Here is a 13,749-nt window from a genome sequence, read left to right as displayed (position 1 = left end):
CAGCCGTCCGAAAATGGGACGGCCTGTGACCCGGAACGTGTCAGCCCACCTGTGGATAGAGCGTATCGATGATCAGGCGCGAATCGTGGCGCGCGTCGAGCATGCCGTAGGTGCCGCGCCACTGGCCGGCGAGACGGGTCTCGATGAAGGCGTCGGCAATCCGCCCTGCCCCCATGCGGCGCAGTTCGGCAGCGGCCGCCGAGATCGCCAGCTGCTCGGTCAGGATGCGCGCCGAGCCCTCGTCCGACGATGCGACCTGCATGGCGGCACGCAGCACGCCGAGCACGCTGCGTCCGCCAGGACCGAGGTCACGCTCAAGCGTTGCCAGCACGTCCTCGAACAGGCCGGGCGCCCGTTGCAGAACGCGCAGCACGTCGAGCGCCATGACATTGCCCGAGCCCTCCCAGATCGCGTTGACCGGCGCCTCACGATAATAGCGGGCCAGCGGCGCTTCCTCGACATAGCCGTTGCCGCCGAGGCACTCCATCGCCTCGTAGAGCAGCGCCGGCGCGATCTTGCAGACCCAGTATTTGACGACGGGCGTCATGGCGCGGGCAAAGGCCGCCTCGCCGCGATCCGATGCCGCTTCGTCAAAGGAACGTGCCAGGCGGAAGGCGAGCGCGGTCGCGCCGGCGACATCAAGCGCCATGTCGGCCAGCACGCGCTGCATCAGGGGCTGATCGACGAGGTTGGCACCGAACACCTGGCGGTGACGGGTATGATGGACGGCTTCCGCAAGCCCTGCCCGCATGATCGCCGAGGAGGCGACGGCGCAGTCGAGTCGCGTCAGCGTCACCATGTCCATGATCGTCTTGATGCCGCCGCCCGGTTCGCCGACGAGGTCACCGATGGCGCCCTGGATTTCGACTTCCGACGAGGCATTCGAGCGGTTGCCGAGCTTGTCCTTCAGGCGCTGGAACTGCAGCCCGTTGGCCGAGCCGTCGCTCAATATGCGCGGAACGAGGAAGCATGACAGCCCCTCGGGCGCCTGCGCCAACATCAGGAAGGCATCCGACATCGGCGCCGACATGAACCATTTGTGACCGGTGAGCCGGTAGAAACTGCCGCCGGCACGCTCGGCCTTGGTGGTGTTGGCGCGCACGTCGGTGCCGCCCTGCTTCTCGGTCATGCCCATGCCGAGCGTCAGCCCGGTCTTTTCGACCGGCGGCTTCTGCGCCTGGTCATATTTACGCGTGGTGACACGCGGTGCCCATTCGCGAAACAGCTTCGGGCTCGCCATCAAGGCAGCAAGCGAGGCATTGGTCATGGTGATCGGGCACAGATGCCCGCATTCGAGTTGTGCTGTCAGATAAAAGCGCGCCGCGCGCACCTGGTGGCGGCGGCCGGTCTCGGTGCCGCCATTCTCCCAGACGGAGGAATGCAGGCCGCCCGCGATCGAGCGGCGCATCAGCGCGTGATAGGCGGGATGGAACTCGACCTGATCGATACGGCGGCCCTGGCGGTCATGGGTCCTGAGCTTCGGCACTTCGCTGTTGGCGAGCCGCGCCAGGTCCTGCGCTTCATGAGTCAGCACGAAGCGGCCGAGCCCGTCGAGGTCACGGCGCACGGGATCGGAGAAGCCTTCCGCGATCTGGATCAGCAGCGGGTCACCGCGCCAGGCATTGCTGCCCGTCAGCGGAGGGGGCTGGTTCGGCACGTCCTGCGTCACGCCTTGTCCTTCATCGGTGTGGGCGACGGGCACGAATCCGCAGCCATGGCCGGCTTTATAGCCGAAATGCTTATCGATAGCTTATGGCCCAGCTTGGAAGCGACGAAAATCCCGTGGGAGAACTTTCATCGATGAAATGCCGGCTTGCGGGTCACCTAAGCACAGCCTATAGCAGCGCCTTGAGATGACAGACCTATCGTCCCTGCCGCCCTACCCGCACCGCCATCTTCTTGGCATCCGCGACCTTTCTCCATTCGACATCGAAATATTGCTCGACCGCGCCGACGCGGCCGTCTCCATTTCGCGTCAGTCGGAGAAGAAGACTTCGACGTTGCGGGGCAGAACCCAGATCAATCTGTTCTATGAAGCCTCGACGCGCACGCAATCGTCGTTCGAGCTCGCCGGAAAACGCCTCGGCGCCGACGTCATGAACATGTCGGTGGCGAGCTCTTCGGTGAAGAAGGGCGAAACGCTGATCGACACGGCGATGACGCTGAACGCGATGCGGCCCGACATCCTGATCATTCGCCACCAGTCGGCGGGTGCCGCCGCACTGTTGGCGCAAAAGGTTGGCTGCTCGGTGGTCAATGCCGGCGACGGCGCGCATGAGCACCCGACGCAGGCGTTGCTCGACGCACTGACCATCCGCCGCGCCAAGGGCCGCATTGCTCATCTTACGGTGGCGATCTGCGGCGACATCCTGCATTCGCGCGTCGCCCGCTCCAACATCCTGCTGCTCAATGCGCTCGGCGCCCGCATCAAGGTCGTCGCTCCTTCGACGTTGCTGCCTTCCGGCATCGCCCAGATGGGCGTCGAGGTGACGCAATCGATGGCCGAGGGCCTGAAGGACGCCGACGTAGTCATGATGCTGCGCCTGCAGCGCGAACGCATGGCAGGCGCGTTCGTGCCTTCGGTACGCGAGTACTTCCGCTATTACGGCCTCGACGCCGAGAAGCTGAAGGCGGCCAAGCCCGACGCGCTGGTGATGCACCCCGGCCCGATGAACCGCGGCGTTGAAATCGCCTCGGAGATCGCCGACGGCCCGCAGAGCGTGATCCAGGAACAGGTGGAAATGGGCGTCGCCGTGCGCATGGCGGTGATGGAAGCGCTGCTCGACCCGCGCCGCAATCGCGACGGAAAGAACGCATGAGCATCACGGTTTTCCAGCGCGCCCGCCTCATTGACCCCTCGCGCGGCATAGATGAGACCGCAACCGTCATCGTCGACGGCAAAAAGATCGTCGCCGCAGGCGCCAATGCGCTCAATCAGGGCATTCCCGGCGGCGCCGAGGTCATCGACTGCACAGGCAAGGCGATCATACCCGGCCTGATCGACGGCAGGGTCTTCATCGGCGAACCCGGCGGCGAACATCGCGAGACGATTGCCTCGGCCAGCATCGCGGCCGCCGCAGGCGGCGTGACCTCGATCGTGATGATGCCCGATACCGATCCTGTCATCGACAATGTCGCGCTGGTCGAGTTCGTGCTGCGCACGGCCAAGGATACTGCCTCGGTCAACGTCTTTCCCGCCGCGGCCATAACCAAGGGCCTCGACGGCCATGAGATGACCGAGTTCGGCATGCTGCGCGAAGCTGGTGCTGTCGCCTTCACCGACGGCCGCCACACCATCGCCAGCTCACTGATGATGCGCCGGGCGCTGACCTATGCCCGCGACTTCGACGCGGTGATCGCACACGAAACGCAGGACGCCGATCTCGGCTCGACAGGCGTGATGAACGAGGGCCTCTACGCCAGCTGGCTCGGGCTTTCGGGCATTCCGCGCGAGGCCGAGACTATCCCGCTCGAGCGCGACCTGGCGCTCGCCAGGCTCACTCGCGGCAACTACCACGCGGCGAAAATCTCGACTGCGATGGCAGCAAATGCCGTTTCGCGCGCAAAGGCCGACGGCGCCAAGGTCACAGCAGGCGTCTCGATCAACAGTCTGTCGCTCAACGAAAACGACGTCGGCGAATACCGCACTTTCTTCCGGCTGGCGCCGCCCTTGCGCGCCGAGGAAGACCGCATCGCCATGATCGAGGCGTTGAAGGACGGCACAATCGACCTGATCGTTTCTTCGCACGACCCTCAGGACGTCGACACCAAGCGTCTGCCCTTTGCCGACGCCGCCGTCGGCGCGATCGGCCTGGAGACGCTGCTGGCCGTGGCCTTGCGCCTGCACCACAATGGCGAAGTGCCGCTGCTGCGCATCATCGATGCACTTTCGACCGCCCCGGCAAAGCTGTTCGGCCTGCCGGGCGGCACGCTGAAGCCCGGTTCGATTGCAGATTTGGCGCTTGTCGATCTTGGCGAGCCGTGGCTGGTGCGCGAGGCCGACATCCGCTCGCGCTCCAAGAACACCTGCTTTGAAGGCGCGAGGCTGCAAGGCAAGGTCTTGAAAACCTTGGTCGGCGGACGCACAGTGTTTTCGGCCTGACGGGCCACGGGGGAGACCACAGACCTTGATGCCGGATGACATCTTTCCGACGGCCCTGCACGTGCTCATCGCGGCCGCCGTATTCGGCTACGCCCTCGGCTCGATTCCGTTCGGCCTGCTGCTGACCCGCGCGGCCGGCCTTGGCGACGTACGCAAGATCGGCTCGGGCAATATCGGCGCCACCAACGTCCTGCGCACCGGCAACAAGAAGCTGGCGGCCGCAACGCTGCTGCTCGACGCGCTCAAGGGCACGGTCGCGGTGATCATCGCCGCGCGTTGGAGCCACGACGCGGCCCTTGCCGCTGGCCTCGGCGCCTTCATCGGCCATCTCTATCCGATCTGGCTCGGCTTCAAGGGCGGCAAGGGCGTCGCCACCTATCTCGGCGTGCTGTTCGGCCTGTCGGGGCTCGGCGCGCTTGCCTTCGCCGTTACCTGGCTGCTCGTCGCCTTCGTCAGCCGCTACTCGTCGCTCGCCGCGCTGACTGCCGCCATCGTCGTGCCGATTGCTCTTTATATGATCGACATGCCCAAGGCCGCCGGCCTGCTGGCCCTGATGAGCCTGATCGTCTTCATCCGCCACCGCGCCAACATCTCGCGTCTGCTTGCTGGCACTGAATCGCGGATCGGGTCCAAGGGATGACCCGCGCCGCCGCCGGGCCGCATCTCAGCGACCGGCAGCGGCTTCATTGGCTGCGCCTGATCCGTACGCCAAATGTCGGCCCCGCAAGTTTTCGCGACCTGATCAACCGCTTCGGATCCGCCGAAACGGCAATTGAGATGCTGCCCGAAATCATGATGGCCGGCGGCGCAAACCGCCCGGTTCGGGTTCCCTCGATGGCCGAGGCAGAGGTGGAGATGCAGCTGGCGCGCAGATGCGGCGCGCGCTTCGTTGCGCTTGGCGAGCACGACTACCCGCAGACGCTCACGCGCATGGACAACCCACCGCCGCTGCTCGCCGTCAAGGGCACCGCTGCCATCTTCGGCTTGCCGCCGGTGGCCATCGTCGGCGCGCGCAACGCCTCGCTCGCCGGCATCAAGATGGCGCGCATGCTTGCCTCGGAGCTTGGTCGCAACGGCTATGGCGTGATCTCGGGACTGGCCCGCGGCATCGACACCGCGGCCCATCAGGGCAGCCTCGACACGGGCACGGTCGGTGTCCTGGCCGGCGGCATCGATCGCCCCTACCCGCCCGAGAATGTCGGCCTCTGCGACGAGATCGCCGAACGCGGTGCCATCGTCTCCGAAATGCCGTTCGGCTGGGAGCCACGCGCCCAGGACTTTCCGCGTCGCAATCGCATCGTCGCCGGCCTTTCGCTCGGACTTGTCGTCGTCGAGGCGGCTCAACGTTCGGGTTCGCTGATCAGCGCGCGGCTTGCCGGCGAGATGGGACGCCTGGTCTTCGCCGTGCCCGGCTCGCCGCTCGACCCACGCGCCGCCGGCAGCAACGGCCTGCTCAAGGACGGCGCGACGCTGGTGACAGAGGCTGCCGACGTGCTGGAAGCTCTGGCGCCGCTGGTTGGACGCCAGCCTTTTGCACCGGCCAGACTCGAGGAACCGCCTGATTTCACCGCGACGCCGCCACCCGTCGACGGCGACCGCGCCCGGGTGATCGAGGCGCTCGGCCCGGTTCCCGTCGAGGTCGATGAATTGATCCGCCACACCGGGCTTCATCCGGCGCAGATCTTCATGATCCTTCTGGAGCTCGACCTCGCCGGTCGGCTCGAGCGCCATTCAGGCGGGCGTGTTTCGCTCGTTGAGCCCGACATGTGACGGGCGCTCGCCGGGGGCGACACGAGGCGTCGACCAGGATGCCGAGCTGGCCGGGCATCGACAGTATGGAATCAAGAGTTTTGGCCCGCCTTTGCGCAGGTGCCTGCTTGTCCGGAAGGGGCCCTCTGCCGCCCCGCGTGAGTCGCGTGACCAAGGCCGATTTCAACGCCAATGGCCGGCTCAACCGGCGATGGTGGACATTCAGCAAATCTAGTATAGATTGCAATAGGATGAATTAATATACCCAGGATTGCAATCCGGTTCTTCACCGTCGTTTTTGCCCCCTTCCCCTTGACCGGACCGAAAAGCGCGGCCATGTGACGAGCGAATTGAAAATCTTCGCCACGCGCCGTTTGCCGTTGTTTGGGCGCTTCACTGGAAAATCAGCCACATATGGACGTCGTTGTCGTCGAGTCACCGAACAAGGTGAAAAGCATCAACAAGTACCTGGGCCGGAACTACAAGGTTCTCGCCTCGTTCGGCCATGTCCGCGATTTGCCGGCCAAGGACGGCTCGGTGAAGCCGGAAGACGATTTTGCCATGTCCTGGTCGGTCGACACCGCATCGGCCAAGCGGCTCAGCGATATCGCCAAGGCGGTCAAGGAAGCCGACGGCCTGATCCTCGCAACCGATCCGGATCGCGAAGGTGAAGCCATCGCCTGGCACGTACTCGAGGTGCTGAAGCAGAAGCGCGTGCTGAAGGACAAGACGATCAAGCGCGTCGCCTTCAACTCGATCACCAAGCAGGCAGTGCTCGAAGCCATCTCCAATCCGCGCGAGATCGACCCGCCGCTGGTCGATGCCTATCTGGCGCGCCGCGCGCTCGACTATCTTGTCGGCTTCACCCTGTCGCCTGTGCTGTGGCGCAAACTGCCCGGCGCCCGTTCGGCTGGCCGCGTGCAGTCGGTGGCCTTGCGCTTCGTCTGCGACCGCGAAGCCGAGATCGAACGTTTCGTGCGTGAGGAATACTGGCAGATCGCCGCCATCCTCGGCACGCCGCGTGCCGAAAACTTTGAAGCCAGGCTGACCGCCTTCGACGGCAAGAAGCTGCAGAAGCTCGACATCTCGTCGCAGGCCATGGCCGATGACATCAAGGCGATGCTCGATGGCGCAAGCTTCAAGACGCTGTCGGTCGAGGCCAAGCCGACCCGGCGCAACCCGAGCGCGCCCTTCACCACCTCGACCTTGCAGCAGGCTGCGTCGTCGCGCCTCGGCTTCTCGGCAAGCCGCACCATGCAGGTCGCCCAGCGCCTCTATGAAGGCATGGAGATCGGTGGCGAGACCGCCGGCCTGATCACCTATATGCGTACCGACGGCGTCCAGATGGCGCCGGAGGCGATCGAAGCCGCACGCAATGCCATCGCCAAGGAATTCGGCACAAAGTACCTGCCCGAAAAGGCGCGCCAGTACACCACCAAGGCCAAGAACGCCCAGGAAGCGCACGAAGCCATTCGGCCGACCGACTTCAATCGCACGCCGGCAGAGATGCGCAAATTCCTCGATGCCGACCAGGCCCGGCTCTATGAGATGATCTGGAAGCGCGCCATTGCCAGCCAGATGCAGCCGGCCGAGATCGAGCGCACCACGGTCGAGATCGAGGCGCGCAACGGGTCAAGAATCGCCGGCCTGCGCGCCGTCGGTTCGGTCACCCGTTTCGACGGCTTCATCGCCGCTTATACCGAGCAGAAGGACGAGGATTCGGAAGACGAGGAAAGCCGTCGCCTGCCCGAGATCCGCGCCGACGAAACGCTGAAGCGCGAGAGCGTCGACGCCAGCCATCACACCACTGAGCCGCCGCCCCGCTACTCCGAAGCCAGCTTCATCAAGAAGATGGAAGAGCTCGGCATCGGCCGGCCCTCGACCTATGTCGCCACGCTCAAGACGCTTGAGGACCGCGACTATGTGAAGATCGAGAACCGCAAGCTCGTGCCCCAGGCCAAGGGCCGGCTGGTCACGGCCTTCATGGAGAGTTTCTTCCGGCACTATGTCGAGTACGACTTCACCGCCTCGCTCGAGGAAAAGCTCGATGAAGTCTCGGACGGCAAGCTCGCCTGGCGCGACGTGCTGGCCGATTTCTGGAAGGACTTCTCGGGTGCGGTCGATGAGATCAAGGAACTGCGCGTCACCAACGTGCTCGACGCGCTGAACGAGGAACTCGCGCCACTGGTCTTCCCGGAACGCGAGGACGGATCGAACCCGCGTATCTGCCCGAAATGCGGCACCGGCAACCTGTCGCTCAAGCTCGGCAAGTACGGCGCCTTCGTCGGCTGCTCCAACTATCCCGAATGCGGCTTCACCCGCCAGCTCGACGGCCCCGGCGGCAACGGCGACAATGGCGGCCTCGAAGACGGCACCAAGGTTCTGGGCAGCGATCCCTACACCAATGAAGAGATCACGCTGCGCAGCGGCCGCTTCGGCCCCTACATCCAGCGCGGTGACGGCAAGGACGCCAAGCGCTCCAGCCTGCCCAAGGGCTGGGCGGCTGCGTCCATCGATCACGAAAAGGCGCTCGCCTTGCTGGCACTGCCACGCGATGTCGGCCAGCACCCAGAGACGGGCAAGATGATCTCGGCCGGGCTTGGCCGCTACGGCCCGTTCGTGCTGCATGACGGCGCTTATGCCAATCTCGAAAGCATCGAGGACGTGTTCTCGATCGGCCTCAACCGCGCGGTCACGGTGCTTGCCGAAAAGCAGGCCAAGGGCAAGGGCGGACGCGGCGGCGGTACGCCGGCGGCGTTGAAGGATCTCGGCGAACACCCCGCCGGAGGCGGCAACGTCACCGTGCGCGACGGCAAGTACGGCGCCTATGTCAATTTCGGCAAGGTCAATGCTACCTTGCCGAAGAACACCGATCCGGCCACCGTGACGATGGAAACGGCACTCGCGCTGATCGCCGAAAAAGAGGCGAAAGGCGGTGGCGCCAAGAAGCCTGCCCGAGCCGCCAAGAAGCCGGCGGCCAGCACAACCAAAAAAGCGGCCGCCAGCAAGGCCAAGAAGAAGGACTAGGCGACCGTGGCGCGAAAGATTTCCGGACGAAATGCCGGCACCAGACGCGCCGCAAGCGACGAGGTCCGTGGCAAGGACGTCTACCGGCCGTCGCGGGACGAGATTCTGCGCTACATCGCCGAGAATCCTGACCGCAGCGGCAAGCGCGACATCGCCAAGGCCTTTGCGCTCAAGAATGACGACCGCATCTGGCTGAAGCACCTGCTGCGCGAGTTGCAGGACGAAGGTCTGCTGGAAAAGAGCCGCAAGCGCCTGACCCGCGCCGGCGCGTTGCCGCATGTCGCCGTGCTCGACATTTTTGGCCGCGACGCCGAAGGCACGCTTTTGGCCCGCGCCTCCGAACAGCCTGACGGCCCGATCGTGGCCATCAAGCTGTCGCGCAGCGGCAATGGACCTGTGCCCGGCGTCGGCGACCGCGTGCTGGCCAAGACCTTCCCCGTCGACGATCATATCGACGACAACGAGCCGGCCTACACCGCCCGCGTGATGAAGATGTTCGAGAAGCGCGCCGACACGGCGCTCGGCATTTTCCGCATCCTCAAGGACGGCAGCTTCCGCATCGAGCCGGTTGAACGCCGCCAGCCCGAGCTGGTGATCGACAAGGACCACCACAACGGCGCCAAGGACGGCGATCTGGTCGAAGTGGTGCCGGAACGGGCCAGCCGTTACGGCCTGCCGCGCGCCAAGGTGGTCTCGGTACTGGGTTCGTTGACCAATGAGAAGGCGGTCTCGATGATCGCCATCCATGCCCACGACATTCCCCACATATTCCCCGCCGACGTGATCGCCGAAGCCGAGGCCGTGAAACCGGCGACGCTAGACGGCAAGCGCGAGGACTGGCGCGAGCTGCCGTTGGTCACCATCGACCCCGCCGACGCCAAGGATCACGACGACGCCGTCTATGCCGTCGCCGACAGCGACGAGAAGAACCCCGGCGGCTTCATCGTCACCGTCGCTATCGCCGACGTGGCAGCCTATGTCCGTCCGGGCACGGCGCTCGACAACGAGGCACTGAAGCGCGGCAACTCGGTCTACTTCCCCGACCGCGTCGTGCCGATGCTGCCCGAGCGCATCTCCAACGATCTGTGCTCGCTGCGCGAAGGTGTCGACCGCCCGGCGCTGGCCGTGCGCATGACGTTTTCGGCCGAGGGCCGCAAGATCAGGCACGCCTTCCACCGCATCATGATGCGGTCTTCGGCCCGCCTCGCCTATCCGCAGGCGCAAGCCGCCATCGATGGCATCCCGGATGAGAAGACCGGGCCGATCCTGGAGACCGTCCTCAAGCCGTTATGGGCCGCCTATGACGTGCTCAAGCGCGGCCGCGACAGTCGCCAGCCGCTCGAACTCGACCTGCCCGAACGCAAGATCCTGCTCAAGCCGGACGGCACGGTGGACCGCGTCATCGTTCCCGATCGCCTCGACGCCCACAAGCTGATCGAAGAGTTCATGATCCAGGCGAACGTCGCGGCTGCCGAGACGCTGGAGAACAAGAAGCAGAAGCTCGTCTACCGCATCCATGACGGCCCTTCGCTGGCCAAGCAGGAATCGCTGCGCGAATTCCTGCAGACGATCGGCCTGTCGCTGGCGCGTGGGGCCGCGATGCGTCCAAGCCAGTTCAACGGCATCCTCGAGCAGGTGCGCGGCGGCGACAATGAGCAGCTCGTCAACGAGGTGGTGCTGCGTTCGCAGAGCCAGGCCGAATACAATCCCGACAATATCGGTCACTTCGGCCTCAATTTGCGCCGCTACGCGCATTTCACCTCGCCGATCCGCCGTTATGCCGACCTCATCGTGCATCGCGCGCTGATTGGGTCGCTCGGCCTCGGTGCCGGCGGCCTGACGCCCCAGGAGGAAGCGCGGCTGGAAGAGACCGCCGGGCTGATCTCGCAGACGGAACGCCGCGCCATGGCAGCAGAGCGCGAGACCGTCGACAGGCTGGTCGCGGGTTTCCTGGCCGAGCGCGTCGACGAGACATTCGAGGCGCGCATTTCCGGCGTCGTCAAGGCGGGACTATTTGTCCAATTGCCGCAATATGGCGCGGATGGTTTCATCCCGGTGTCATCGCTAGGTGACGACTATTACCATTTCGACGAAGCAGCCCGCGCCCTGTTCGGCGAACGCTCCGGCAAGGGCTACCAGCTCGCCGACCGTGTCGAGGTCAAGCTGGTCGAGATCGCGCCGCTGGCGGGTGCCATGCGCTTCGAGATGCTGACCGAACCGAAGCCCCTGCCCGGTTCCAAGCGGTCCTTCCACAAGACCAAGGGGCAACGAACGCGTGCCCGCGCCTCCCAGCCACGGCGAGGACCTCGCGGCAGGAGATGACGATGGAAGAGCAGGTATTCGGCGGCAACCACCACAAGGTTGCGCGTGAACCTCGGCCGGTCTGGCAAGCGATCAAGCGGGGCCTGCTCTGCAAGTGCCCGAACTGCGGCCAAGGCCGGCTGTTTGCGTCGTTCGTCAAGACTGTCGACAGATGCGAAGTCTGCCACGAGGAGATTTTCCATCATCGCGCCGACGACCTGCCCGCCTATCTCGTGGTTGTCATCGTCGGCCACATCGTCGTCGGCGCCTTCATGGGCGTCGAGGCGACCAGCAAGCTGGCCCTATGGCAGCATCTGCTGATCTGGGTACCACTGACCATCGTTTCCGCGCTCGCGCTGCTGCGCCCGATGAAGGGCGCCGTGGTCGGCATGCAATGGGCGCTCTACATGCACGGCTTCGGCGGCGAAGAAGACGTGATCGAAACGCATCCCGAGGCTTGACCCCGCGCTGGCGCAATGCCCAAGAGCAAGCAAGTGCTTCCGTCCAACCCGACATTCCGTTAGGACAGCCGCGATGGATGGCATTAGCAAAGCAGACCTCGACAGGCTCGAAGCCAGGGAAATGGCCAAAGGACCAGCCCCCTTGCGTCCGCGCGACGCGGCGACGTTGATCCTGCTCGACCGCAAGGGCGACGACGTGCTGGTGCTGATGGGCCGGCGCCACATGAAGCATGCCTTCATGCCCGGAAAGTTCGTCTTTCCCGGTGGCCGCACCGACCCGGCAGACAGCCGCATCAAGGTGGCCGAAGAGCTCCATCCCGACGAGCAGGACAAGCTGCGCGCCGGCACCGGCCGGGTCAGCGTCGCGCGCGCCCGGGCGATCGCGCTTTCGGCTGTTCGCGAAACCTACGAAGAAGCAGGGCTTCTGATCGGCCGGCGCGGCCCGTTCTCGACCACCAAGGCCGACTGGCAAGGCTTTGCCGAGCATGGCGTCGCGCCTGCGCTCGGCTGCCTGCGCTTCATCGCGCGCGCGGTGACCCCTCCCGGCCGGGTCAGGCGTTTCGACACACGCTTCCTCTCCGCCTGGCGCAGCGACGTCGCGGTCGAGTTGCCTCAGGGCGGACCGACAAACGAGCTCGAGGAACTGATCTGGTTGCCCTTGGCAGATGCCATGCAGGCCGACATTCCGGCGATCACCCAGTCGGTGCTTGGCGACCTGAGGCAGCGGCTAGCTGTCGATCCCGGACTCCAGCCGGGTGGCGAGGTGCCATTCTACCGCATGCTTGCCCAACACTTCCGCCGCGACATCCTGTAGGGCTTTGCATGACCGATACCGTTCAGGAGGCTGAAAACGTCGAACGCGTGCACTGGCGCGCGATTTCAGCGGCCATTGCCTCGATCAGCGTCGTCGGCATCGCCATTGGGCTGGGCATACCGCTGTTGAGCGTGATTCTCGAATCGCGCGGCTATTCCTCCTCGATGATCGGCCTCAACACGGCGGTCGCCGGCATCGCCTCGATTGCCGCCGCCCCGCTGGCGACGCCGATCGCCATGCGCTTCGGCGTCGTCTGGACGATGCTGGCGATGATTCTCGCCGGCGCCGTGGCCTTCGTCGGCTTCTATTTCGCCCAGTCCTTCTGGATGTGGTTTCCGTTGCGGGCCGTGCTGCATTTCGCGCTGACAGTGCTGTTCATCCTGTCGGAATTCTGGATCAGCACCTGTGCTCCGCCACATCGGCGCGGCCTGGTGCTCGGCATCTATGCCACCGTGCTTTCGCTCGGCTTCGCCGCCGGCCCATGGCTGTTCTCGCAGATCGGCAGCAGCGGCTTCCTGCCGTTCGGCCTGACCTTCGCCTTCGTCATGATCGCCGCGATTCCCGTCTTGCTGGCGCGCAGCGAAAGCCCCAGGATCGTCTCCGAAGGCGGCAAGGGTGGCTTCTTCCGCTACATCTGGATCGTGCCGACAGCGACCGCCGCCGTTCTCGTCTTCGGTGCGGTGGAAACAGGCGGCTTCGCCCTCTTCCCGATCTACGGCCAGCGCATCGGCTACAGCGAGGGCGAGGCAGCGATGCTGCTGACCATGATCGGGCTCGGCAATTTCCTGCTGCAGATTCCGATCGGCATGCTGAGCGACCGCATCGGCGATCGCCGCATCCTGCTGCTCATCTGCGCCCTCGTCGGTCTGGGCGGAACGCTGGCGATGCCGTTGTTGACCATCAACTGGCACCTGATGGCGGGCATGCTGTTTGTCTGGGGCGGCGTGGTGGCGGCACTCTACACCGTCGGCCTCGCGCATCTCGGCGCACAGCTATCAGGCCGCGACTTGGCCTCGGCCAACGCCGCCTTCATCTTCTGCTACGGCCTCGGCATGATCCTTGGGCCGCAGGTGATCGGCATCTTCATGGACGTCTTCGGCCCGAACGGATTCGGCTGGGCGCTGGCGGTGTTCTTCGGCGGCTACATCGCCATCGGACTGGGCCGAATTGCCGCGAAAGCGAGCCGATAGCGCTCCAAGGCTTGACTTTCCGGGCGCGTTCTTTATGTGTCCCGCAGGTTTTCCGCGTCCGGGTTGTTTTCCCGTCCTGAGGCGGGTGCAACTCCAGACGATTAA

At 65.1% G+C, this 13,749-nt stretch carries 10 protein-coding genes; 9 read left to right on the top strand and 1 reads right to left on the bottom strand.

Annotated features, from left to right (window positions below; genetic code table 11):
• Positions 1-40: 40 nt before the first annotated feature.
• Positions 41-1,669 carry an acyl-CoA dehydrogenase family protein gene (locus HNQ95_RS08650; RefSeq protein ID WP_182573865.1) on the bottom strand — a complete coding sequence of 543 codons (1,629 nt, stop codon included), beginning with the start codon at positions 1,667-1,669 and terminating at the stop codon, positions 41-43.
• A 184-nt stretch (positions 1,670-1,853) separates the two neighbouring features.
• Here HNQ95_RS08650 and HNQ95_RS08645 point away from each other — a divergent pair, with 184 nt between their 5' ends.
• The 9 genes from HNQ95_RS08645 (at position 1,854) to HNQ95_RS08605 (ending at position 13,644) form a co-directional block, all read left to right on the top strand.
• Entirely contained in the window at positions 1,854-2,819 is a 966-nt protein-coding gene (locus HNQ95_RS08645) for an aspartate carbamoyltransferase catalytic subunit (RefSeq protein ID WP_067962480.1), read from the top strand.
• On the top strand, positions 2,816-4,102 hold the full coding sequence (locus HNQ95_RS08640) for a dihydroorotase (RefSeq protein ID WP_182573864.1): 1,287 nt from the start codon (positions 2,816-2,818) through the stop codon (positions 4,100-4,102). Before HNQ95_RS08645 ends, HNQ95_RS08640 begins: the two co-directional genes overlap by 4 nt.
• Positions 4,103-4,130: 28 nt before the next feature.
• The gene (plsY, locus tag HNQ95_RS08635) at positions 4,131-4,742 is read left to right on the top strand and encodes a glycerol-3-phosphate 1-O-acyltransferase PlsY (protein WP_182573863.1); all 612 of its coding nucleotides are present in this window, start codon (positions 4,131-4,133) and stop codon (positions 4,740-4,742) included.
• A complete protein-coding gene (gene dprA, locus HNQ95_RS08630) occupies positions 4,739-5,872 on the top strand; it encodes a DNA-processing protein DprA (protein ID WP_182573862.1) in 1,134 nt (377 codons plus the stop codon). Before plsY ends, dprA begins: the two co-directional genes overlap by 4 nt.
• 393 nt (positions 5,873-6,265) lie before the next feature.
• Positions 6,266-8,878 (top strand): type I DNA topoisomerase, encoded by a 2,613-nt coding sequence (gene topA, locus HNQ95_RS08625; RefSeq protein WP_067962489.1) that lies wholly within the window; start codon positions 6,266-6,268, stop codon positions 8,876-8,878.
• A gap of 6 nt (positions 8,879-8,884) precedes the next feature.
• Positions 8,885-11,200: a ribonuclease R gene (gene rnr, locus HNQ95_RS08620; RefSeq protein WP_182573861.1), complete on the top strand. Its 2,316-nt coding sequence runs from the start codon at positions 8,885-8,887 to the stop codon at positions 11,198-11,200.
• Positions 11,201-11,202: 2 nt separating this feature from the next.
• Positions 11,203-11,640 (top strand): DUF983 domain-containing protein, encoded by a 438-nt coding sequence (locus tag HNQ95_RS08615; protein WP_067962496.1) that lies wholly within the window; start codon positions 11,203-11,205, stop codon positions 11,638-11,640.
• 73 nt (positions 11,641-11,713) lie between these two features.
• Positions 11,714-12,454, top strand: a complete 741-nt coding sequence (locus HNQ95_RS08610) for an NUDIX hydrolase (RefSeq protein ID WP_067962500.1) — start codon at positions 11,714-11,716, stop codon at positions 12,452-12,454.
• A gap of 47 nt (positions 12,455-12,501) precedes the next feature.
• Positions 12,502-13,644 carry an MFS transporter gene (locus tag HNQ95_RS08605; RefSeq protein WP_182573884.1) on the top strand — a complete coding sequence of 381 codons (1,143 nt, stop codon included), beginning with the start codon at positions 12,502-12,504 and terminating at the stop codon, positions 13,642-13,644.
• Positions 13,645-13,749 lie beyond the last annotated feature (105 nt).

Source organism: Aminobacter ciceronei (genome assembly GCF_014138625.1).
Lineage (GTDB): Bacteria > Pseudomonadota > Alphaproteobacteria > Rhizobiales > Rhizobiaceae > Aminobacter > Aminobacter ciceronei.
This window is presented reverse-complemented; position numbering and strand designations above follow the sequence as displayed.

Coding starts and splice junctions, on each gene's coding strand:
- HNQ95_RS08615 (WP_067962496.1), top strand. CDS start 11,203: ATGGAAGAGCAGGTATTCGGCGGCAACCACCACAAGGTTGCGCGTGAA.
- plsY (WP_182573863.1), top strand. CDS start 4,131: ATGCCGGATGACATCTTTCCGACGGCCCTGCACGTGCTCATCGCGGCC.
- dprA (WP_182573862.1), top strand. CDS start 4,739: ATGACCCGCGCCGCCGCCGGGCCGCATCTCAGCGACCGGCAGCGGCTT.
- HNQ95_RS08640 (WP_182573864.1), top strand. CDS start 2,816: ATGAGCATCACGGTTTTCCAGCGCGCCCGCCTCATTGACCCCTCGCGC.
- HNQ95_RS08645 (WP_067962480.1), top strand. CDS start 1,854: ATGACAGACCTATCGTCCCTGCCGCCCTACCCGCACCGCCATCTTCTT.
- HNQ95_RS08610 (WP_067962500.1), top strand. CDS start 11,714: ATGGATGGCATTAGCAAAGCAGACCTCGACAGGCTCGAAGCCAGGGAA.
- topA (WP_067962489.1), top strand. CDS start 6,266: ATGGACGTCGTTGTCGTCGAGTCACCGAACAAGGTGAAAAGCATCAAC.